The sequence below is a fragment of the Bosea sp. (in: a-proteobacteria) genome (genome assembly GCA_023910605.1).
Classification (GTDB): domain Bacteria; phylum Pseudomonadota; class Alphaproteobacteria; order Rhizobiales; family Beijerinckiaceae; genus Allobosea.
Genome location: JAAVVV010000001.1, coordinates 1,375,254 through 1,397,293, shown reverse-complemented (window position 1 = coordinate 1,397,293; position 22,040 = coordinate 1,375,254). Strand labels below are relative to the sequence as shown.

Sequence of the window (22,040 nt, the reverse complement as noted above, 5' to 3'; positions counted from 1 at the left end):
ACGCGACGCTGTGGATCACGGCCCGCAATGTTGCAGGGTCGAGGGTCGCTGTCGAGCCTTGCAAACTCTGCTGCGATCCCAGACATGCCTTGCAGCCACCCCATGCCCTGATACTCTCTGCATCTGGGTTGCGGGGCCTCCCGGGAGAGTGAGCGTCATGTTTGTCCGCCTTTGCGCCGTGCTGATCTGCGGCTTCAGTCTTCTCGTCATCGCCGCGCCGGCGACGCCCGCGCAGGCGCAGAGGGCGCTGGTGCGGGAGGACCTGCGCAACGAGGCCGTGCGGCTCGAGGCCGATCTGAGGCGCGCGGCTCCCGCCGGCAACCGCACCGCACAGGCCTGGCGGCAGGAGGCGCAAGCGGCGCTGCGCTCAGGCAACAACCAGGGCGCGATCGCCGCTGCCTCCGCCGCGATCCTTGTCGAGCCCGCCGACGGCACGAACTGGCTGGCCTTCGCAGCCACCTCGCTCGACATCGCCGACGTGACGCAGGACCCGAACGAACGCTACACCAACCGCGACCGCGCCACGGCCGCCGCCTATGCAGCCTATGACCGGGCGCGCGGGCGCGCCGACGAGGCGGCGGCGCTGGCCATGCTCGGCCGCGCCTTCGAGGCACGCGAGATGTGGCGGCCCGCCCTCGATACCTACCGGCTGAGCCTCGCCGCCGGCGACAATGCGCGGCTGCGCGCCAGCTATGCCGCCCTGCGCGAGAAGCGTGGCTTCCAGATCCGTGACTACAAGGTGGATTCGGACGCCGTGACGCCCCGCATTTGCTTCAACTTCTCCGATCCGCTGGCCCGCGGCCGCGTCGATTTCGCGCCCTTCGTCGTGGTGCAGGGCGCCCAGCAGCCCGCCATCACGGCCGAGGGCCAGCAGCTGTGCGTCGAAGGGCTGCGCCATGGCGAGCGCTACCGCATCGCGCTGCGGCAGGGCCTTCCCTCCGCGGTCGAGGAGCAGCTCTTGCGCACGGCCGACTATGACATCTACGTGCGCGACCGCTCCCCGCAGGTGCGCTTCACGGGGCGCAACTATGTGCTGCCCCGCAGCGGGCAGGAGGGCATCCCGGTCGTCACGGTCAACACCGACAAGGTCGAGATCGACGTCTACCGGATCGGGGACCGTTCGCTGGCGCCGACCGTCAGGTCCGACGAGTTCCTCAGGCAGCTGAGCGAATTTGCGGCGCGCGACATCGAGCGACAAAGGGGCGTGAAGCTCTGGAGCGGCCAGCTCGCCACAGGCAACGAGCTCAACCGCGATGTCATCACGGCCTTTCCCGTCACGGAGGCAGTGCCGAAGCTGGAGCCCGGCGTGCATGTGATGACGGCCCGCGTGCGGCGCGGAACGCCCGGCGCGCGCGGCGACGAGGAAGGCTTTTCCGGCGACGACCTCGTGACGCAATGGTTCGTCGTCTCGGATATGGGCCTCAGCGCCTTCACGGGCGCGGACGGGGTGCACGTGCTGGCCCGCTCGCTGGCGAAGGCGCTGCCGCTGGACGGGGTCGAGCTTCGGCTGATCGCGCGCAACAACGAGGTGCTGGCCACCGTGCGGACCAATGCGGCCGGCTATGCCCGCTTCGATGGCGGGCTGGCGCGCGGCGTGGACGGCATGGCGCCGGCGCTGGTGGCCGCCGCCGACGGCAAGGGTGATTACGGCTTCCTCGACATCGCGGCCTCCTCCTTCGATCTCGCTGACCGCGGCGTGAAGGGCCGCCCCGCCCCAAGGGGCCTTGATGCCTATCTCGCCACCGAGCGCGGCGTGTATCGCCCGGGCGAAACCGTCAACGTCACCACGCTGCTGCGCGACGCGGCCGGGCGGAGCGTGCCCAACCTGCCGCTGACGCTGGTCTACATGCGGCCCGATGGGGTGGAGCATCGGCGCGCCGTGGTGCAGGATCAGGGTGCGGGCGGGCGCGCCCATTCGCTGGCGCTGTTCTCGGGCGCGGCGCGCGGCACCTGGCGGGTCGAAGCCTACGCCGACGCCCGCGGCCGGCCGATCGGCGAGCTGAAATTCCTTGTCGAGGACTACGTGCCCGATCGGCTCGACGTGACGCTGGCCGCGCGCTCGGCCGCGATCGCCAAGGGTTCGGCCTCCACGATCGATGTCGCCGCTCGCTATCTCTATGGCGCACCCGGAGCTGGGCTTCCCGTCAGCGGGGAAATATCGCTCGCCCCCGCCGCGCGCACGCCGCTCAAGGGCTTCGAGGACTATCTCGTCGGCCTCACGGACGAGGCGTTCCAGCCCGTGACGCGCGAGATCGAGGAGGCGCCGGCCACCGATGCTGACGGCAAGGCCACAGTCGCCGTGGCGCTGCCCGAGACAGAGGCGAGCCGTCCGCTGGAAGCGACGATCAGGCTCAGGGTCGGCGAAGCCGGCGGTCGCGCCGTGGAGCGTGTGGTCAAGCTGCCGGTTGCGCTCGATGCGCCGGTCGTCGCGGTGAAGAAGCTGTTCGACGACGCCTCGCTTTCGGCCGGGGCCATGGCGAACTTCGCCGTGATCGCGGCCGCGCCGGACGGCACGCGCCTGGCCCGCGAGGGCGTCACCTGGACTGTATCGCGCATCGACCGGACCTGGCAGTGGTATCGCGCCGATGGCGTGTGGAGCTACGAGGCCACCCGCACCGCGCGGCGCGTGGCGGATGGCCGGCTGAACATCGGCGCGGCCGAGCCGGCCCGGCTCGGCATCCCGGCCGACTGGGGCACGTACCGTCTCGACGTGGCGATGGGCGGGGCGCAGACCTCGCTGACCTATTCGGTCGGATATGCAGGCGAGTTGACCGCCGATGCGCCGGATGTGCTGGAGGTCGCCCTCGACAAGGCCGACTATGCCGCCGGCGAGGCCATGACGCTCAACATCAGGCCGCGCTTCGCAGGGCGCGCCACGGTCGCGATCATCGGCGACAAGGCGCAGCTCTGGCGCGAGATCGACCTGCCAGCAGGCGGAACGCAGCTCCGGCTCCAGGCCAGCGGCGAATGGGGCCCTGGCGCCTACGCCGTCGTGATGGCGCACCGGCCGCTCGACCAGGCGGCGCGGCGCATGCCGGGGCGGGCGCTGGGCGTGGCGTGGTTTTCCGTCGAGAAGGCCGCGCGCGCCCTGCCCGTAAGTCTCGACCTGCCGGCGCGCATCCGCCCGCGCGCCACGCTCGACATCCCTGTCGCCATAGCCGGGCTCCGGCCGGGCGAAGAGGCCTTCGTCACCGTCTCGGCGGTGGATGCCGGCATCCTCAACCTGACCCGGCACGAGCCTCCAAAGCCGGGGGAACATTTCTTCGGCCAGCGCCAGCTCGCAGGCGAATTGCGCGACCTCTACGGCTATCTCATCGACGGGATGCAGGGCACGCGCGGGGCCATCCGCTCGGGCGGCGATGCGGGGGTGGACACCACCGTCTCCCCGCCGCGCGAGGCGCCGCTGGCCCGCTTTTCGGGCGTGGTGAAGGTGGGCGCGGACGGGCGCGCGCGTGTCGCCTTCGACATTCCGGCCTTTGACGGCGCGGTGCGGGTTGACGCCATGGCCTGGAGCGCGGGCCGCGTCGGCGCCGCCTCGCAGGAGGTCATCATCCGCGACGCGCTGGTGGCGCAGGCGACGCTGCCGCGCTTCCTGAGCCTGGGCGACCGCTCCCGATTCCATGTGCGGATCGACAATGTCGAGGGCCCCGCCGGCGACTATGCCGTCGAGATCGAACCCCAAGGCGGGCTCGTGATGCCGGCCGATGCGCTTGTCCAGCGGCTCTCGCTCCGGGTCGGGCAAGCGGCGCAACTGTCCATCCCCGTCACGGCCGCCGGGGTCGGACCCGCCGGCGTGATGCTGCGCCTGAGCGGGCCAGGCGGCGCCGGCGTCGAGCGCAGCCTGCCCATCGCGATCGCACCAGGCTCGGACGCGCTGCTGCGGCGGGTGGTGCGGCGGCTTGCCCCCGGCGAGAGCCTGACCATCTCGGGCGATCTGGCGCAGGACCTGATTCCTGGCTCGGGCACGGTCTCGACCTCGGTTGCGCTGCATGGCGGCATCGACGTGCCGGCGCTGCTCGGCGCGCTCGACCGCTATCCCTATGGCTGCACCGAACAGATCGTCAGCCGCGCCCTGCCGCTGCTTTACGTCAACCAGCTCGCCAGTCGCGAGCGTCTTGCGCTCGACACAGGGATCGAGGAGCGGGTGCGCGAGGCGGTGGACCGCGTGCTGGCCCGGCAGGATTCGTCCGGTTCCTTCGGCGTGTGGAGCGTCGGCGGGGATGATCTGTGGCTCGATGCCTATGCGCTCGATTTCCTGACGCGGGCGCGGGAGAAGGGCATCCCCGTGCCGCAACGGGCGCTGGAGATCGGGCTTGACCGGCTGCGCAACCAGATCGTCAACCAGCCCGAGTTCACCGCCGACGGCGGGGAGAAGATCACCTATGCGCTCTATGTGCTGGCCCGCAACGGCCGGCCGATGATGAGCGACCTGCGCTACATCCTCGACACGCGGCTGAACGAGGCGCCGACGCCGCTGGCCCGCGCGCAGATCGCCGCAGCGCTGGCGCTGCTGGGCGACCGCGCCCGCGCCGAACGCGGATTCCGCGACGCGATTCAGGCGCTCACCACGCTGCGCGACGCGCCGACCGACTCGCGTGCCGACTACGGCTCCCGCCTGCGCGACGCCGCCGCGATCCTGACGCTGGCGGCGGAAACCAATGCCAGCCAGGCCGATCTGGTCCAGACGGCCGGAATCGTGAACGAGGCGCGCGGAGCGGCGCGCTACACCTCGACACAGGAAAATGCCTGGCTGGTGATGGCGGCGCAGGCCAGCCTGCGTGACGCGGCCGCGATCAGCATGAGCGTCAATGGCGAGGCGCATCAGGGCCCGTTGCATCGCTCGGACCGGGCGGCGGCGCTTGAGGCGCGGCCGATGACCATCGCCAATCGCGGCCAGGGTCCCGTCGATGTGGTGATCACCGTGAGCGGCAATCCGGTCGAGCCGCAGCCGGCGGCTGTGCGCGGCTACCAGATCGAGCGCACCTTCTACCGGATGAACGGGCAGAAGGTGGACGGCGCATCGGTGGCGCAGAACGATCGGCTCGTGGTGGTGCTGACGGTGACCGAGCGCGAGGCGCGGCGCGGCTCGCTGATGCTGGTGGACCATCTTCCCGCCGGGCTCGAGATCGATAATCCGAGCCTCGTGGACTCCGGCAAGGTCGAGTCGCTGGGCTGGCTCCGGCGCGAGATCGAGCCCGTGACCACCGAATATCGCGACGACCGCTTCGTGGCCGTGTTCGACCGGCAGGCCGACCGGCAAGCGATCTATTCGGTCGCCTATCTTGTCCGCGCCGTGTCTCCAGGCCGCTATGTCCATCCGCCAGCCGTGATCGAGGACATGTATCGGCCGGAGAAGCATGGGCGCACCGCCTATGGGCAGATCGAGGTGACGGGCCGGTGAACGCGCGCAGGGCGCTGCGCGCCCTGGCGGGCGCGGGGCTTGCCGCCGCCCTGGTCGGCCTTGGCGGGGTGGCGGGCGCCTGGCGCGCGTTGCCGCCGGCTGATCTGTCTGCGCTCGACGACCGTTCCGTCACCGTGTCGGACCGCAACGGCAGGCTGCTGCGGGCCTTCACCACCGAGGAAGGCCGCTGGCGGCTGCCGCTTTCGCTCTCCGATGTGGACCCGCGCTTCATTGCGCTGCTCAAGACTTATGAGGACAGGCGCTTCGACAGCCATGGCGGAGTCGACCTGCGCGCGGCCTTGAGGGCAGCATGGCAGATGATCCGCAGCCGCCGCGTGATCTCCGGCGGCTCGACGCTGTCCATGCAGGCGGCGCGGCTGATCGAACCCCGCGGGGAGCGGTCCGCCGGGGTCAAGCTGCGGCAGGCGCTGCGCGCCATCGACCTCGAACGGCGCTTCAGCAAGCGCGAGATCCTCGAGATCTACCTGGCGCTGGCGCCCTATGGCGGGAACCTTGAAGGGCTGCGCGCCGCCACCTGGTCCTATTTCGGCAAGGAGCCACGCCGGCTTTCTCTCGCCGAGCGCGCGCTGCTGGTGGCGCTGCCCCAGAGCCCGGAGACGCGCCGGCCGGACCGCCATGCCGACAATCTCAGGCGCGTGCGCGACCGCATCATCGCGCGGGCGGAGGCAGCGGGCCTCGCCTCTGCCGATGAGGCGGCGCAGGCACGGGCCGAGCCTGTGCCGCGGGCGCGTCAGCTCTTCCCCACCCTGGCCGCCCACGCCGCCGAGCGCGCGCTGGGCGATCAGCCGGGCCGCAGCCAGCACAGGCTGAGCATCGACGCGCCCTGGCAGGCCGCGCTGGAGCAGCTTGCCCGCGAGCGCATCGAGCCGCTGGGGGCACGGCTGTCGGGCGCGATTCTGGTCGTCGAACATGCCAGCGGCAAGGTGCGCGCCCATGTGGGCGGGCTCGGCCTCAGCAACCGGGAGCGGGCCGGCGCGCTCGACCTTGCGCAGGGCGTCCGCTCCCCGGGATCGGCGCTGAAGCCCTTCATCTACGCGCTCGCCTTCGAGCAGGGGGTGGCCCACCCCGAGACGCTGCTGGAGGACAGACCGAACCGCTATGGCGCCTATGCCCCCGAGAATTTCGACCTCGGCTTCCAGGGCAATGTCAGCGCCAGGGCGGCCCTGCAGCAATCGCTCAACCTGCCAGCCATCGAATTGCTGGCCGCGATCGGCCCGCAGGCGCTGCTCAGCCGGCTTTCCGGCGCAGGCGGACGTCTGGTGCTGCCAAAGGATGGCTCACCGGGCCTTGCGCTCGGCCTCGGCGGCGTCGGCATCCGGCCCGTGGACCTCGCAAGGCTCTATGCGGGCCTCGCCCGAGGCGGTGAGACGCCCGCGCTGCGCTGGCGCGAGGACGAAGCCCCGTCAGGCAACTCCGAAGCGGATGAGCGCCGCCTCACCGACCCGCTCGCGGCCTGGTATGTTGGCGACATCCTGCGTGGCGCGCCGGCGCCTGCCAACGCCCTGAACGGGCGCATCGCCTACAAGACCGGCACATCCTATGGCTATCGCGACGCCTGGGCGGTCGGGTTCGACCGGACCCACACCATCGCGGTCTGGGTCGGGCGGCCGGACAATGCCTCCGTGCCCGGGCTGGTGGCGCGGCAGGTTGCGGCGCCGATCCTGTTCGACGCCTTTGCCCGGATCGGCCTCGAGCCTGACACACGCCCCGCCCCGCGCGACGCCATCACGGCCCGCAATGCCGCCCTTCCCGCTCCGCTGCGCCATCTCCGCCGCGACATCGCCAAGACGGCCAGCCCCTCGGCGCCCGGAGCGCTGCGCATTGCCTTCCCGCCCGAAGGCGCGGTGGTGGACCTCATATCGGGCGAGGCCGGGCGCGAACTCAGCGTGAAGGCGCTGGGCGGAACCGCGCCACTGACCTGGCTGATCGACGGCGCGCCGGTGGCGCAAGGCGTGGTGCGCCGCGACGCCACCTTGCCGGCAAGCGGCGCGGGCTTCGCGCGCGTGTCGGTCATCGACGCCAGCGGCGCCAGTGACAGCGTGACAGTCAGGTTGCAATAGCACCGACGGATGCGAGTCCAATCGGATGCGACGCCATGGCCGGGTGCGAATGGCGAAGACGGCTAGTGCGTGCCGATCACCTCGACGCGGATCTCCTCGACGAGCCGTTCCTTCAGGCCCACGAAGGCGGCGCTGGTCTTTATGGTGTAGGGGCGCGGATGGGGCAGATCGACCGGTATGTCGGCCTTGATGCGGCCGGGCCGCGCGCTCATCACCACCACGCGCGAGGCCATGAAGATGGCTTCCTCGACATCGTGGGTGACGAAGACAACTGTCTTCCGCTCGCGCTCCCAGATCCCCAGGAGCATCTCCTGCATCAGCGACCGGGTCTGGTTGTCCAGAGCGCCGAAAGGCTCGTCCAGCAGCAGGATCCTGGGATCGTTGGCGAGGGCGCGGGCGATGGCCGTGCGCTGCTGCATCCCGCCCGAGAGCTGCTTTGGATAATGGTTCTCGAAGCCCCTGAGGCCGACGCGCTCCGCCCATTTGCGGGCGATGTCCAGCCGCTCGCGCTCGGGCAACCCGCGCTCGCGCAGGCCGAAGGCGATGTTCTGGACGATGCTGAGCCAGGGGAACAGCGTGTAGCTCTGGAAGACCATGCCCCGGTCGGCGCCCGGCCCGGTCACCGGCTGGCCATCGAGCAGCACGCGGCCCTCGGTCGCCGTCTCAAGGCCCGCGACGATCCTGAGCAGGGTCGATTTTCCGCAGCCCGAGGGGCCGAGGATGGTGATGAAGTCATTGTCCGCGATGGCGAGCGTGGTCGGCGTCAGCGCGCGCGTGGGCTCGGACGCGCCCCGCGCCGGAAACAGCTTGCCCACGGCCTCGATGGAGAGCTTGCTCATGAGGCAGCGCCCGTCATCATGGCGCGAAGCGTCGATGCGTTCACGTCGTCGCCCATGGGAAGAGGCGCTGATTGGCCCATTTGAACAGGAAATCCGAGATCAGCCCGATCAATCCGATGATGATGATGCCGAAGATGATCTGCCCCGTGTTGAGCAGCGCCTGGCTGTCGGTGATCATGTGGCCGATGCCGGAGGACGAGCCGATCAGCTCGGCGACGATCACATAGGTCCAGGCCCAGCCCAGCACCATGCGCAGGATCTCGGCGATCTCGGGCGCGGCGTTCGGCAGGAGCACGCGCGCCACCACCGAGCGGTCCGACGAGCCCAGCGTGTAGGCGGCATCGACGAGATCGCGCCGCACGCCGCCCACCGCGACCGCGATCATCAGCACCAGCTGGAAGAAGGAGCCGATGAAGATGACCAGCAGCTTCTGCGTCTCACCGATGCCGGCCCAGAGGATGAGCAGCGGAATGAAGGCGGAGGCCGGCAGATAGCGCGCGAAGGACACGAAGGGCTCGAAGAAGGCCTCGACCGGCTTGTAGGCCCCCATCATGATGCCGAGCGGCAGGGCCAGCGCCGCAGCCAGCACGAAGCCGCCGACAACGCGCCAGATGGTGATGGCAATGTCGAAGGCGAAGCCGTGGACGGTCATCAGCGACCAGCCCTCCTCGACCATGGCGATGGGCGAGGCGAGGAAGAGCCTGGGCACGAAGCCGCCCAGCGTCGCCACGGCCCAGGCCGCGACGAACATGACGAAGAAGCCGATGCCGTAGGTGACGCGGGCTTGCGAGGTGACGGGCTGGAGCGGCTTCATGTCGCCCTGTGCGCCGTCATTCCGGGGCAGCAGATCGCGAAGCCCGGAGCGGCCTGAACAGCCGCCCATGACATGAAGGGCGCAAGCCGCCAGCGTCGAGGCTGGATTCCGGGCTCATCGCTTCGCGATGCCCCGGAATGACGGCGGGCGCGGCCCATCAGCTGCCAGACCCCATCACGAAGCGGGTGTCGACCAGCGTGGCGAGGTCAGGCCTGGCCTTGATAAGGCCGATTTCCATCAGCAGGTCGGCAGCTTTGGCCGAAAATTCCTGCCAGGGGCCGGCGAAGAACTTGCGGTTGTCCTCGGGACCCTGCCAGCGCAGGAACTTCGCCGAGGCGCCGAACTGCTCGGCGCTCTGCTTCACGTCCGCGCCCATGATGCCGTAAGCCTTGGCCTCGTCGGCCTTGATCATCTCCAGCGCCTCGAAATAGCTCCTGGTGAGCGCGCGCACGGCCGCCTCATTGCCAGCGATGAAGGCCGGCGTGCAGCCGAAGGTATCCATCACCATCGGGTAATCGAGCGTGGTGGCGATGATCTTGCCGCTCTGGGGGGCGTTGCGCACGGCCGAGAGGAAGGGCTCATAGGTCATGGCGGCGTCGTTCTGGCCGGCGATGAAGGCCTGCGCGGCGGCGGCAGGCTCCATGTTGACGATGTTCACGTCCTTGAGGGTCATGCCGTTCTCGCGCAGGAACCAGGCCAGCGTGAAGTAAGGCGCGGTCCCGGGAGCCGAGGCGGCGACCGTCTTGCCCTTCAGGTCCTTGATCGAGGTGATGCTCCCGCGCACGGCCATGCCGTCGGCGCCATAGCTCTTGTCGAGCTGGAAGAGCTGCTTGGTGGCGACGCCCGCCGCGTTCCAGACGATCCAGGTCTCGACCGTGGTGGCGGCGCACTGGATGGCGCCCGAGGCGATGGCGAGGTGGCGCGAGGCCTGCGGGATCTTCTGGATGGTCACGTCCAGACCGTTCTTTGCGAAGATGCCGGCTTCCTTGGCGAGCGTCAGCGGCGCGAAGCCGGTCCAGCCGGAGATGCCGATGGCGACCTTGGTCTGCGCCTCGGCGGCGGAGGCCAAACCCAATCCGACCGCCAGCGCGGCGGCCCAGGCGAGTGTCTTCTTCATGGTGGACCCTTCCCCTATTGCTGGGCGCCGGCGGCGGCGTGGCTTTCGCGGGAGCCGCTCATGCAACCCTCCAGGCCAGCAAGATTAGCGGTGGCGGCAGGGCGGTCAAGGAATGCTTGAGGATGGCGGGCCGGCCGTTCCGCGCCGGCAGGGCGCTGTCCACCGCTAACGTGACTGGCGCGCTTGCACATTCAGCGATCCGGTCTAGCTAGGAAAGAAAAGCACAGGAAACGCTCGGCCATGTCCACCGACATCGAGATCGCACGCGCCGCCAAGCTAAGGCCCATCCAGAGCATCGCCGACCGGCTCGCCATCCCATCCGAAGCGCTGAGCCCTCACGGGCGGCACATCGGCAAGATCGATCTCGACTGGCTCGGAGCGCAGCCCGAGCGACCCGCTTCCAGGCTCGTGCTCGTCACCGCCATCAACCCGACCCCGGCCGGCGAAGGCAAGACCACCACCACGGTAGGGCTCGGCGACGGGCTAAACCGCATCGGCAAATCGACGATGATCTGCCTGCGCGAGCCATCGCTCGGCCCCTGCTTCGGCGTGAAGGGCGGCGCGGCGGGAGGCGGCCATGCCCAGATCGTGCCCATGGAGCAGATCAACCTGCACTTCACGGGCGATTTCCACGCCATCACCTCGGCGCACAACCTGCTCTCGGCACTGATCGACAACCACATCTACTGGGGCAACGCGCTCGGCCTCGACAGCCGGCGTGTGGCCTGGCGGCGCGCGCTCGACATGAACGACCGCTCGCTGAGGGCGATTGCCTCTTCGCTCGGCGGCGTCAAGAACGGCTTTCCGCGCGAGGACGGCTTCGACATCACGGTGGCCTCCGAGGTGATGGCGGTGTTCTGCCTCGCCGAGAACCTCGCCGACCTGGAGGAGCGGCTGGGGCGCATGGTGATCGGGCAGCGCCATGACCGCAGCGCCGTGACAGCGGCGGAACTCAAGGCGCACGGCGCCATGGCGGTGCTGCTCAAGGAAGCGCTGGCGCCCAACCTTGTGCAGACGCTGGAGGGCAACCCCGCCTTCGTCCATGGCGGGCCCTTCGCCAACATCGCCCATGGCTGCAATTCGGTGATCGCCACCAAGGCGGCGCTCAAGCTCGCTGACTATGTGGTGACCGAGGCCGGCTTCGGGGCGGATCTCGGAGCGGAGAAGTTCTTCAACATCAAGTGCCGCAAATCGGGCCTCGCGCCTGCAGCGGCCGTGGTCGTCGCCACGGTGCGGGCGCTGAAGATGCATGGCGGAGCCGCCAGGGATGCGCTCAGCAGGGAGGATCTGGCGGCGCTGGACGGCGGCCTCGTCAATCTCGATCGGCATGTGCGCAACGTGAAGGGCTTCGGCGTTCCGGTGGTTGTGGCGATCAACCGCTTCACCTCCGACACGGCGGCCGAGCACGCGGCCATAAAGGCCTACTGCGCGGAGCGGCTTGGCGTTCAGGCGGTGATCTGCCGGCACTGGGCCGATGGCTCGGCCGGCACGGAGGAACTCGCCCATGCCGTGGTGGCGCTTGCCGAGGGCGGCGCGGCGCGCTTCGCTCCGCTCTATCCCGACGCCATGGGCCTCGCCGACAAGATCCGCACCATCGCGACCCGGATCTATGGCGCGGCCGGGATCGCGCTCGAGGCGAAGGCTGCGGAGAAGCTGGCGGAGCTGGAGGCCGGGGGCCACGGCCACCTGCCGATCTGCGTGGCGAAGACGCAGTATTCCTTCTCGTCCGACCCGTCCCTGCGCGGCGCGCCGTCAGGGCATGTGGTGGCCGTGAGGGATGTCACGCTGTCCGCAGGGGCGGGTTTCGTCGTTGCGCTGTGCGGCGACATCATGCGGATGCCTGGCCTGCCGCGCAGTCCTGCGGCCGAGCGCATCCACATCGATGCGGCGGGCCGGATCGAGGGCCTGTTCTGACGCGCCATGGCAGCACGCAGCCGCGCGAACCTTGCCGCCGGGCCATCGCGAACTCGCCGCAAAGGCGCTTTAGGTCTTGCCGTCATCATCAGGGGAGCCGCGCCAAGCGGGAGCGTCATGCCACCACCGGTCCGCAGCGTCACCATCGCCATCTATTCGGACGTGATCTGTCCATGGTGCTATCTGGGCAAGAAACGGCTTGAGGAAGGGCTCCGGCTGGCGGGCGTCGCGGAGGCGCAGATCGCCTGGCTGCCCTTCGAGCTGAACCCCTCCATGCCTGCGGCCGGCATGGACCGGAATTCCTACCTCGACGCCAAGTTCGGGCCGGGCAAGCGACAGGAGATCGAGGGGCGCCTGTCAGCCGCCGCGCGGGAGGACGGGCTGGCCTTCAACTGGCCCGGCGTCAGGCGCACCCCCAACACGCGCAAGGCCCATATCCTGATCGCGCTCGCGGCTGGGCAGGGAAAAGGCCACATGGCGGCCGGCGCCCTGATGAAAGCCTATTTCGAGCAGGGCCGCGACATCGGACAAATCGAGGTGCTGACCGATATCGCCGTCGGCCTTGGGCTGTCAGGCGCCGAATTGCAGGCCGCGGCGCGCGACGAGGCTCTCAATCGCGAAATCGAGCGACTGGAGCAGCAATCGCAGGAGGTCGGCGTGCAGGGCGTGCCGTTCTTCATCGTCAACAACCGCTATGGCGTGTCCGGCGCCCAGCCAGCCGCAAAGTGGGCCGAGTCGCTGCCGCAGATGATGCCGGAGCCGGCCGAAGCGCTGTGAAGCCCTGCCGCCACGGCGTTGCACGGCAGGGCGCGGCGCACTAAGTGACGAAGGCCCCGCCACGAGCCTTCAGGAGCCGCCGCGCATGCCAGCCTGCCTCGCCGCCCGTTTCCTCGCCAGCCTGACCCTGCTCGCCGCATCCGTGGGCTTCATCGCGCTCGGCCCGGCCGCCACCGCGCAGGCCCAGGACCGCGTGGTCAATGTCTACAACTGGACGGACTACATCGACCCGACCGTGCTCGATGACTTCACCAGGGAGACGGGCATCCGGGTTGTCTACGACATGTATGACAACAACGAGATCGTCGAGACCAAGCTTCTGGCCGGCCGCTCGGGCTATGACGTGGTGGCGCCATCGGGGCCCTTCCTCGCGCGGCTCATCAGGGCCGGCGTGTTCCTCAAGCTCGAAAAGAGCAAGCTCACAAATGCCGGCAACATCTGGCCGGAGATCGCGGCGCGCCTGGCGACGCATGATCCGGGCAACCTGCACGCCGTGAACTACATGTGGGGCACCACCGGGATCGGCATCAATGTCGCCAGGGTCCGCGAGCGGCTGGGGCCCAACGCCCCGCTCAATTCCTGGGACCTGCTGATGAAGCCGGAGTTCTCCAGCAAGCTCAAGGATTGCGGCATCAACGTCCTCGACGCGCCGGAGGACATCTTTCCGGGCGTGATGAAATATCTGGGCCTCAACCCCGACTCCAAGGCGGAGGCCGACCTGCGCAAGGCGGCGGACGCGCTGGTGAAGGTGCGCGGCAATGTCCGCAAGTTCCACTCATCGGAGTACATCAACGCGCTGGCCAATGGCGAGATCTGCCTGGCAGTAGGCTATTCGGGCGATGTGCTACAGGCGCGAAAGCGCGCCGAGGAAGCCAGGAACGGCGTCGAGATCGCCTACATCATCCCGAAGGAAGGGGCGCTGATGTGGTTCGACAGTTTCGCCATTCCAGCGGACGCCAGAAACGTGGCCGAGGCGCACGCCTTCATCGATTTCATGCTGCGGCCTGCGATTGCCGCCCGCAACAGCAATGTGGTCTCCTATGCCAGCGGCAATTTGCCGGCGCGGGAGCTGGTGAAGCCGGAGATCCGCAACAATCCGGGCGTCTATCCCGACGCGGCGACATTCCAGCTGCTCTCCACGAACACCGCCTACGACGACCGCACGCAGAGAACGGTGACCCGGCTATGGACGCGCGTCAAGACCGGGCGCTGATCCGGCCATCACCGCGAGGACGCCCATATAAGCCGGGGCCTGCATGATCCGCAGGCGGTTACCGGAGGATGTCCAGGGGATCGCGATGAGCGGCAGCAGAACCGCCCATGTGCCAGGGATCACGATGAGCGGCGCCTGGGCCGCGCGGGGGTGGATCAGGAAAGCAAGCGCGAAGCCAAGGCCCCACCCCTCCCGGCATCCATCAGCAGCAGGGGCCAGACGATGCTGGCGCGCTCAGACACGCATGGGCATCAGCACATAGAGCGCGTTTGCGCCCTCCCGGTCCATGATCACCGTGGGCGAGCCGGGATCGGCCAGCTTGAACAGGGCGGTGTCGCTGTCGAGCTGGGCGGTGATGTCGAGCAGATAGCGGGCGTTGAAGCCGATCTCGAGGGGCCCGGAGTCATAGTCCACCTCGATCTCCTCGGTGGCTGACCCTGAATCAGGGTTGGTGACGGACAACACCATGCGCGAATCGGCCATGGCGAGCTTCACGGCGCGGCCGCGCTCGGAGGAGATGGTGGCGACCAGATCGACCGCCTTGGCGAAATCGGCCCGATTGACGTGAAGCCGCTTGTCATTGCCGGACGGGATGACGCGCCCGTAATCGGGGAAGGTGCCGTCGATCAGCTTGGAGGTCAGCACGACGTCGCCGATGCTGACGCGGATCTTCGTGGTGGACAGCTCCACCACGACCTCGGCCTCGCCGCCTTCCAGCAGCTTCTGGATCTCGGCAACGGCCTTGCGCGGCACGATCACGCCCGGCATGCCGGCCGCGCCCGAAGGCGCCGGCGTCTCGACGCGGGCGAGCCGGTGGCCATCGGTGGCGACGGCGCGCAGCAGGGCGCGGCCCTCGACCTCCAGCGCGTGGAAATAGATGCCGTTGAGGTAGTAGCGCGTCTCCTCGGTCGAGACCGCGAACTGGGTCTTGTCGATGAGCCGCTTGAGATCGGCGGCGGCCAGCGCGAAACGATGCGGCATCTCGCCGGAGGTGATGTCCGGGAAATCGGCTTCCGGCAGCGTCTGCAGCGTGAAGCGCGAGCGCCCGGAGCGCAGCGTCATCTGGCCTGTCTCGCCAGTGGTCTCCAGCGAGACCTGGGCGCCCTCGGGCAGCTTGCGCACGATGTCGTAGATGACATGGGCCGGAACGGTGATGGCGCCCTCCAGCGCGGCATCGGCCGGAATCGTCTCCACCACCTCGATGTCGAGGTCGGTCGCCTTGAGCCTGAGGCCCATCACGCCCGCGCTCATGAGCACGTTGGACAGGATGGGAATCGTGTTGCGGCGTTCGACCACGCGATGAACGTGGCCAAGGGCCTTGAGGAGTTGCGACCGTTCGACGGTGACCTTCATGTCCAACCTGGGCTTGTTCAGCAAAACGGGGGCGAGCAGGCGGCGTCAGAATGCCGCGCGGCCGATTCACCGACCATGCCCAAGCTGGCGCGTCGGCGCAAGCCTCACAGCCGGCGGCAGGCCAAGGCCGCATGGGTCATGCTGGATTATCAACAGTATAGCGCGGACCAGGCTCAGCCGGTGAGCATGCGCCGCAGCAGCTCGACCTCCTCGGTCAGCGCCCGGTCATCGCTCAGCGCCTTCTCGATCTTGCGGACGGCATGGAGCACCGTGGTGTGATCGCGCCCGCCGAAGCGCCGGCCGATCTCGGGGAGCGAGCGCAAGGTCAGGGATTTGGACAGATACATCGCGATCTGCCGCGGCTTGACCACCGCCGCGGTGCGCCGCTCCGAGAGGATGTCGGCGCGGCTGACATTGTAGCGCGCGGCGACGAGCTTCTGGATGTCCTCGATCCGCACGCGCCTGGGCTCGCGCAGGCGCACCAGATCGCGGATCGCGATCTCGGCCGTCTCGATGGTGAGGGCCGCGCCCGACAAGGTGGAATGCGCCAGCAGGCGGTTGGCGGCGCCGTCGAGATCGCGGCCATTGGTTTCGATGGCGTTCGCGACATAGGCGGCGACGTCGGGCGCGACGTGGAAGCTGGTGTGCAGCGCCGAGAGCGCGCTCAGCCGCGCCGAGAGGATCTTGAGGCGCAGCTCTTCGTCCAGCGAGCCGATCTCGACGACGAGGCCGCCGGCGAGACGCGAGCGCACCCGCTCGTCAAGGCTTTCGAGCTCGCCGGGCAGGCGATCGGCGGCGACGACGACCTGCTTGCCGGCGTCAATCAGCGCGTTGATGGTGTGGCCGAACTCCTGTTGCACAGAACGGCCCTGGATGAACTGGGCATCGTCGATCACGAGCAGATCGATGCCGCGCAGCTGCTCCTTGAAGGTAAGGGCCGTCTGGGCCTTCAGCGCCGACACGAAGCCGTACATGAACTTGTCGGCGGTGAAGTAGGCCACCTTCTTGCCGAGGCGGATGGCTTCCTGCGCCACAGCCTGGACAAGGTGGGTCTTGCCGAGGCCAACGCCGGCATGAAGGTAAAGCGGGTTGTAGGGCGAGGGCTGGCCCACCAGCGCCGCGATCCGCTCCGCCGAGGCGAAGGCGAGGGCGTTGGAGCGGCCGACCACGAAACTGGACAGCGACAGGCGCCGGTCAAGCGGCGAGCCGAGGTGGTCCGCCAGCATGGTGGAGACCGGAGCCAGCGGCGCCGCGCTGCGAGGGGCGGCCGCCGGCGCGGCGGCCGCCGCAACGGAGCGGATCTGCGTCTGGGCGGCGCGGCTCTGGTCGCGGTTTACGGTGCGGACCTCGACGACGAAGCCGCCTTCCGCGCCAAGCTCGGCCGCGACAAGCATCCGGAGGCGCTCGACATAGTGAGTCTCGATCCAGCTCTTCAGGAACCGCGTGGGAACGGACACGACAGCGGCTTCAGCCTCGATGCGCTCGAACTCCATGCGGGCGAACCAGCTCGAGAAGACATCCTCGCCAAGCTCCGCGCGCAGGCGCTGGCGCAGCCGGTCCCAGGCTTCGCCAGCCGAGGGGGACGCAGCACGGGCTGGCGCTGTGTGATCATTGCGGAGGTCGGCGTCGAGATACATAGCAATACCCTTCACGCGCAACCGGGTCCCGGCGACGCGAGTTTCATGTCTTCAGCGATAAAGGTTTGGCCGGCGCTTTCAGCCCCTAACGCCGACGGGGTTTGACGTTCGGCCCATGCAGACGTCACAGCCGATCAGCCATCCCGAAAACGGGATCGATGATCGCGCGATGGCGTCAAGATATAAGGCGTCAGTCCCCCGTCGCCACTCGAATGGTGTTCCAGTCAGTCCGTCTTTTGTTGATCGGCGGCGGGGTGCTCCCGCCTCCGTTAAAGAAACCTTAACGGGTCGTTTCGGACGAGGGCAAGACCCTGTTCGCCGGCTCCACGACGGCTGGCGCGGCGCATGTCGGCTTATCCTGTGCAAATGCCGGTGAGGGCTCGACGAATCCGGGTGTTTACGGGTCCGAAAAAATTTTGGACGGGTGTTCAAGTCAGACAAGGAGCCCCGCAGCAGGCTCGGCAACGGCGCCGTTCAGCGCCTGCCTTCTCTTTCAAGATTCTGTTTTCATTAATCTAATTTTGCGCGATCCGGATTTTTCCGCCGCTTGGCGCAAGCTGATTCCCGGTTCAATGAGTCAAGTCCCTTCGCCACCTAAATTTGACAAAATCGTAACCCGCGCACCCTTCCCAAGGGCATTCAAATGCTACTGCGACAAAGCCGCAACAGCACCGTCGCCGGGGCCGCTGCAAGCATGTGATGACATGAAAAACCCCGGGCCTCACAGCCCGGGGTTTGACGAATGCTTGCCTTGAAATTGCGGCTTCATCAGCTCGCGAGAGACTTCACGCGCTTGGCCAGGCGCGAGACCTTTCGGGACGCCGTGTTCTTGTGGGCGACACCCTTCTGCACGGCGCGCATCATGATCGGCTCGGCGGCCTTCAGCGCGGCGGCGGCGGCGGCCTGATCGCCGGAGGCCAGCGCCTCCTCGACCTTGCGGACATAGGTGCGCATCTGGCTGCGACGGGCCTTGTTCACTTCCGTGCGGCGAATGGTCTGGCGTGCAGCCTTCTTCGCGGATTTCGTATTCGCCATCGGCGTCCTCGCTTGTGTCCAGTTTCCACGCCGATAAGCCGGATGACGCACATCCGCGTGGAAACGGCATCATTCATGAAATGGGGTCTCCGGCCGCCCTGCGGCTTCCGGAAGATGGCTGGCGTATAATCCGAAGCTCAGGCAGCGTCAACGCGAAAGCTTGGCTGGGGTCACGGAGCGCCCTGGCGGACCAGACGCGCGAAGCTGGCAAGATCGACATTGCCGCCCGAGATGATGACGCCGACCCGCAGCCCCGCCACCGGCGCCCTGGCATTCAGCGCCGCAGCGGCCGCGAGGCAGCCTGTGGGCTCGACGACAAGCTTCATGCGCTCGGCGAAGAAGCGCATCGCCTCGACCAGCTCTGCATCGCTGACGGTGACGATATCGGCCACGTCGCGCTGGATGAGCGGGAAGGTGATGGCGCCGAGCGCTGCGGTCTGCGCGCCGTCGGCGATGGTCTTGGGCACGTCGATCCTGATGATGCGCCCGGCCCGCAGCGATTGCTGGGCATCATTGCCTGCCTCGGGCTCGACGCCAACGACCCTGATTCCCGGCGACAGGGCATGGGCGGCCAGCGCGCAGCCGCTCACGAGCCCGCCACCGCCGAGGCACACCAGCAGCAAGTCGAGAGGTCCGGTTTCCTCGATCAATTCGAGCGCGGCGGTGCCCTGCCCTGCGATCACGTCCGGATGGTCGAAGGGCGGAATGAGGCTCAGCCCGCGCGCGCCGGCCACCTCACGGCCGAGAGCTTCGCGATCCTGGGTGTAGCGGTCGAAGAGGATGACCTCGGCGCCATAACCGCGCGTGGCCTCGATCTTGGCGGCGGGAGCGTCGGCGGGCATGAGGATCGTGACAGGCACGCCGAGCAGCTTGCCCGCCAGGGCCATGCCCTGGGCGTGATTGCCGGAGGAAAAGGCGATGACGCCCCGCTGGCGCACGCCGTCGGGCAGGCTGGCGATGGCGTTGTAGGCGCCGCGGAACTTGAAGGCGCCCATGCGCTGCAAATTCTCGCATTTGAAGAAGATCTGCGCGCCGGTGCGCTCATCCGCCGTGCGCGAGGTCATGACCGGGGTGCGCCGGGCCACGCCCGCGAGACGGGCGGCCGCAGCCTTCACATCCGCGAAACCCGGCAGCTCCGGTGCAGCGGCCCCGGCCCTTGCATTGACGCTGTTCATGTCGCCCTCCCCTTCTGGCGCGATCACCCATGCGAAGCCCAGCGATCCAGCCTGTCACCGAAGCCGCGCGCGGTCACATCATTGTTGCTGATGCGCCGGCCGGGCCCCGACGATGGATAGGCCCAGGCCAAGCCGGGCCCCTCATCACTTGTTGCGGAATTGCGCCTTGCGCTTCCCGGCAAAGGCGGCCATGCCTTCCTTCTGATCGGCCGTGGCGAACATCGAGGCGAACAGGCGCCGCTCGAAGCGCAGCCCTTCGGCCAGCGTGGTCTCGAAGGCGCGGTTGACCGTCTCCTTGGTCATGACCAGAGCGACAAGGGATTTCTCGGCGATCACGGACGCGGCTTTCAGCGTCTCCGTCATGAGGTCGGCCAGCGGCACGACCCGCGCCACCAGCCCCGAGCGCTCGGCCTCGGCTGCATCCATGAAGCGGCCGGTAAGGCACAGATCCATGGTCTTGGCCTTGCCGATGGCCCTGGCCATGCGCTGCGTGCCGCCGGCGCCCGGCATGACGCCGAGGTTGATCTCCGGCTGGCCGAAGCGGGCATTATCGGCGGCGATGATGAAATCGCACATCATGGCGAGCTCGCAGCCGCCACCCAGCGCAAAGCCCGCCACCGCGGCGATGATCGGCTTGCGGCGCTGCCCGATGCGGTCCCAGTCCGCGAACTTGTCATCCATGTAGGTGGCCGGGAACCTGCGGCTCTGCATCTCCTTGATGTCGGCGCCGGCCGCGAAGGCCTTCTCCGAACCGGTGATGACGATGCAGCCGATGGCCTTGTCCTTCTCGAAGGCGTCGAGCGCCTTGTTGACCTCGGCGATCAGTTTGCCGTTGAGCGCGTTGAGCGCCTGGGGCCGGTTGAGCGTGATGACGCCGACAGAGCCCTTCGTCTCGACGAGGATGGTTTCGTAAGCCATGGCTGCCTCCCTTGCGCCGTTGCGCGCGATCATCTCCATCCGCTAGCGCAGGCGGCGCTTTGCGTCCACGGGCAAAGCCGCAAACGGCGCTACGCCCGCCCGCCGCGCCCGGCCTGGCCCCGTTTGGCGCTATCGCTGCCCTGCCCCGATGCTCTAGACAGCACTCATCCATGCCAGCGCTCGATCGCCTCACGCTTCTGAACTTCCGCTCCTATGCCGAGCTCGATCTCGTCATCGGCGAGCGGCTGGTCGCGCTCACCGGCGAGAACGGCGCGGGCAAGACCAATGTGCTGGAAGCCATCTCGCTGCTCGCCCCGGGGCGCGGGCTGCGCCGGGCGGAGTTCGCGGCGATGGCGCGCGAGGGCGCGGGCGGGGGCTTCACCGTCTCCGCACGGCTGGATGACGGAACCCAGATCGGCGTCGGGCTGGGCGAGCCGGATGAGGCCGGGCGGCGATCCCGCATCCAGCGCATCAACGGCGCGCCCTCGCCAACGCTCACCGCCGCGGCCGAGCATGTGCGCGTGGTCTGGCTGACGCCCGAGCAGGACGGGCTCTTCCGCGGCGCGGCGGGGGAGCGTCGCCGCTTCCTCGACCGCCTCGTGCTGGCGATCGACGCCGATCATGGCGCCCGGGTGAGCGGGCTGGAGCGCGCCTTGCGCGACCGCAACCGCATCCTCGAGGAGCAGGCCCACGACCATGGCTGGCTCGACGCCCTCGAGCGACAGGCTGCGGAGCTGGGCGTGGCGGTGGCGGCGGCCCGCTCGGAGGCTGTCGGCCGGCTCGACGCACTGGTGGCGGAATCCCGCGACGAGGCCTCGCCCTTCCCCTGGGCGGAACTGGCCATGGAGGGCGAGATCGATGCGCTGGTGGCCTCGCTGCCGGCCCTCGACGCGGAGGATGCCTACCGGAACCTGCTGCGTGAGGGGCGCGCACGCGACAAGGCCGCCGGCCGCACGCTGGTTGGCCCGCAGGCCTCAGACCTCATGGTGCGCCACGGCCCCAAGGGCATTCCCGCCGAACAGGGCTCGACCGGGGAGCAGAAGGCGCTGCTGGTCGGCCTCGTGCTCGCCCATGCGCGGCTGGTGCGGGCCATGAGCGGCATCGCGCCCGTCGTGCTGCTCGACGAGATCGCCGCGCATTTCGACCCGCGCCGCCGCGCGGCGCTCTATTCCGCGCTCGGAGAGCTCGGCGCGCAGGTCTGGATGACGGGAGCCGACCAGGCGCTGTTCAGCGACCTGCCGGCGGATGCCGCGCGGCTTTCGGTGAGCCCGGGCCGCATCGCGCGCGGGGGGTGACGGCCGGCGCTTGATCTGGCGCAATCGCAAAAGCGGCAGATGCGCGACACTGGCACCATGATGTCGACGCTCCTCCCGCTGACCCGGCGCGCCTTCGCCTTGCCTTCATCCGTTCTGGCCGCGAGCCTCATCCTTGCCGCCAGCATGCCGGCGGGCCCCGCCGCCGCCGCGCAGGATATCCGCGCCGGGCGCGCCCTCGCCCGCGAGAACTGCGCCGGATGCCACGCCATCGGACGGAGCGGCCGCAGCCCACGGCCCTTCGCGACGCCGTTCCGGCTGATCCCGCAGCGTTATCCCGTCGAGGCGCTTGAGGAAGCCTTTGGCGAGGGCATCACGGGCAGCCACCGCGGCATGCCCGACTTCCAGTTCTCGCCGCGCCAGGTGGATGACCTGCTGGGCTATATCCGCAGCCTCGCGCGCCGCTGAGGCCGGCTTCGCTGCATTGCCCGTCGGTTGCGCCGCCCGTGCTTG

At 68.8% G+C, this 22,040-nt stretch carries 15 protein-coding genes; 7 read left to right on the top strand and 8 right to left on the bottom strand.

Features of this window, described 5'->3' with window-relative positions; all coding sequences use genetic code 11:
* The first annotated feature begins 157 nt into the window (after positions 1–157).
* Complete coding sequence (locus tag HEQ16_06835; protein MCO4053757.1) at positions 158–5,401, top strand: alpha-2-macroglobulin family protein; 5,244 nt, start codon at positions 158–160, stop codon at positions 5,399–5,401.
* Positions 5,402–5,424: 23 nt separating this feature from the next.
* Positions 5,425–7,482, top strand: coding sequence for a penicillin-binding protein 1C (pbpC, locus tag HEQ16_06830; GenBank protein ID MCO4053756.1), 2,058 nt, complete (start codon positions 5,425–5,427; stop codon positions 7,480–7,482).
* A 62-nt stretch (positions 7,483–7,544) separates the two neighbouring features.
* Here the strand turns inward: pbpC and HEQ16_06825 are convergent, their stop codons facing one another.
* From HEQ16_06825 to HEQ16_06815, 3 genes are all read right to left on the bottom strand, one after another.
* Entirely contained in the window at positions 7,545–8,321 is a 777-nt protein-coding gene (locus tag HEQ16_06825; protein ID MCO4053755.1) for an ABC transporter ATP-binding protein, read from the bottom strand.
* Positions 8,322–8,361: 40 nt separating this feature from the next.
* The gene (locus HEQ16_06820) at positions 8,362–9,135 is read right to left on the bottom strand and encodes an ABC transporter permease (protein MCO4053754.1); all 774 of its coding nucleotides are present in this window, start codon (positions 9,133–9,135) and stop codon (positions 8,362–8,364) included.
* A 157-nt stretch (positions 9,136–9,292) separates the two neighbouring features.
* Positions 9,293–10,252, bottom strand: a complete 960-nt coding sequence (locus HEQ16_06815) for an ABC transporter substrate-binding protein (GenBank protein MCO4053753.1) — start codon at positions 10,250–10,252, stop codon at positions 9,293–9,295.
* 240 nt (positions 10,253–10,492) lie between these two features.
* On the opposite strand from HEQ16_06815, the gene HEQ16_06810 reads away from it, so the two are divergent.
* The 3 genes from HEQ16_06810 (at position 10,493) to HEQ16_06800 (ending at position 14,156) form a co-directional block, all read left to right on the top strand.
* Entirely contained in the window at positions 10,493–12,166 is a 1,674-nt protein-coding gene (locus tag HEQ16_06810; protein ID MCO4053752.1) for a formate--tetrahydrofolate ligase, read from the top strand.
* Between the two features lie 117 nt (positions 12,167–12,283).
* On the top strand, positions 12,284–12,943 hold the full coding sequence (locus HEQ16_06805; GenBank protein MCO4053751.1) for a DsbA family oxidoreductase: 660 nt from the start codon (positions 12,284–12,286) through the stop codon (positions 12,941–12,943).
* Positions 12,944–13,028: 85 nt separating this feature from the next.
* A complete protein-coding gene (locus HEQ16_06800; protein ID MCO4053750.1) occupies positions 13,029–14,156 on the top strand; it encodes a polyamine ABC transporter substrate-binding protein in 1,128 nt (375 codons plus the stop codon).
* Positions 14,157–14,390: 234 nt separating this feature from the next.
* On the opposite strand, the gene HEQ16_06795 is transcribed toward HEQ16_06800, so the two are convergent.
* The 5 genes from HEQ16_06795 to HEQ16_06775 form a co-directional block, all read right to left on the bottom strand.
* Positions 14,391–15,509 carry a DNA polymerase III subunit beta gene (locus HEQ16_06795; GenBank protein ID MCO4053749.1) on the bottom strand — a complete coding sequence of 373 codons (1,119 nt, stop codon included), beginning with the start codon at positions 15,507–15,509 and terminating at the stop codon, positions 14,391–14,393.
* A gap of 173 nt (positions 15,510–15,682) precedes the next feature.
* Positions 15,683–17,146 (bottom strand): chromosomal replication initiator protein DnaA, encoded by a 1,464-nt coding sequence (gene dnaA / locus HEQ16_06790; protein ID MCO4053748.1) that lies wholly within the window; start codon positions 17,144–17,146, stop codon positions 15,683–15,685.
* A gap of 768 nt (positions 17,147–17,914) precedes the next feature.
* On the bottom strand, positions 17,915–18,181 hold the full coding sequence (rpsT, locus tag HEQ16_06785; GenBank protein MCO4053747.1) for a 30S ribosomal protein S20: 267 nt from the start codon (positions 18,179–18,181) through the stop codon (positions 17,915–17,917).
* A gap of 170 nt (positions 18,182–18,351) precedes the next feature.
* A complete protein-coding gene (locus HEQ16_06780) occupies positions 18,352–19,356 on the bottom strand; it encodes a threo-3-hydroxy-L-aspartate ammonia-lyase (protein ID MCO4053746.1) in 1,005 nt (334 codons plus the stop codon).
* A 144-nt stretch (positions 19,357–19,500) separates the two neighbouring features.
* Entirely contained in the window at positions 19,501–20,274 is a 774-nt protein-coding gene (locus HEQ16_06775; GenBank protein ID MCO4053745.1) for an enoyl-CoA hydratase, read from the bottom strand.
* Between the two features lie 170 nt (positions 20,275–20,444).
* Between HEQ16_06775 and recF the strand changes: the two genes are divergently transcribed.
* Together recF and HEQ16_06765 are read left to right on the top strand one after the other, a co-directional pair.
* Positions 20,445–21,569 carry a DNA replication/repair protein RecF gene (gene recF, locus HEQ16_06770; protein MCO4053744.1) on the top strand — a complete coding sequence of 375 codons (1,125 nt, stop codon included), beginning with the start codon at positions 20,445–20,447 and terminating at the stop codon, positions 21,567–21,569.
* A 60-nt stretch (positions 21,570–21,629) separates the two neighbouring features.
* A complete protein-coding gene (locus tag HEQ16_06765) occupies positions 21,630–21,995 on the top strand; it encodes a cytochrome c (protein ID MCO4053743.1) in 366 nt (121 codons plus the stop codon).
* Positions 21,996–22,040 lie beyond the last annotated feature (45 nt).

Bases quoted from the DNA above. Each gene is read 5' to 3' on its own strand.
- HEQ16_06835 (MCO4053757.1), top strand. From the start codon at position 158: ATGTTTGTCCGCCTTTGCGCCGTGCTGATCTGCGGCTTCAGTCTTCTC.
- HEQ16_06825 (MCO4053755.1), bottom strand. From the start codon at position 8,321: ATGAGCAAGCTCTCCATCGAGGCCGTGGGCAAGCTGTTTCCGGCGCGG.
- HEQ16_06820 (MCO4053754.1), bottom strand. From the start codon at position 9,135: ATGAAGCCGCTCCAGCCCGTCACCTCGCAAGCCCGCGTCACCTACGGC.
- HEQ16_06815 (MCO4053753.1), bottom strand. From the start codon at position 10,252: ATGAAGAAGACACTCGCCTGGGCCGCCGCGCTGGCGGTCGGATTGGGT.
- HEQ16_06810 (MCO4053752.1), top strand. From the start codon at position 10,493: ATGTCCACCGACATCGAGATCGCACGCGCCGCCAAGCTAAGGCCCATC.
- HEQ16_06805 (MCO4053751.1), top strand. From the start codon at position 12,284: ATGCCACCACCGGTCCGCAGCGTCACCATCGCCATCTATTCGGACGTG.
- HEQ16_06800 (MCO4053750.1), top strand. From the start codon at position 13,029: ATGCCAGCCTGCCTCGCCGCCCGTTTCCTCGCCAGCCTGACCCTGCTC.
- HEQ16_06795 (MCO4053749.1), bottom strand. From the start codon at position 15,509: ATGAAGGTCACCGTCGAACGGTCGCAACTCCTCAAGGCCCTTGGCCAC.
- dnaA (MCO4053748.1), bottom strand. From the start codon at position 17,146: ATGTATCTCGACGCCGACCTCCGCAATGATCACACAGCGCCAGCCCGT.
- rpsT (MCO4053747.1), bottom strand. From the start codon at position 18,181: ATGGCGAATACGAAATCCGCGAAGAAGGCTGCACGCCAGACCATTCGC.
- HEQ16_06780 (MCO4053746.1), bottom strand. From the start codon at position 19,356: ATGAACAGCGTCAATGCAAGGGCCGGGGCCGCTGCACCGGAGCTGCCG.
- HEQ16_06775 (MCO4053745.1), bottom strand. From the start codon at position 20,274: ATGGCTTACGAAACCATCCTCGTCGAGACGAAGGGCTCTGTCGGCGTC.
- recF (MCO4053744.1), top strand. From the start codon at position 20,445: ATGCCAGCGCTCGATCGCCTCACGCTTCTGAACTTCCGCTCCTATGCC.
- HEQ16_06765 (MCO4053743.1), top strand. From the start codon at position 21,630: ATGTCGACGCTCCTCCCGCTGACCCGGCGCGCCTTCGCCTTGCCTTCA.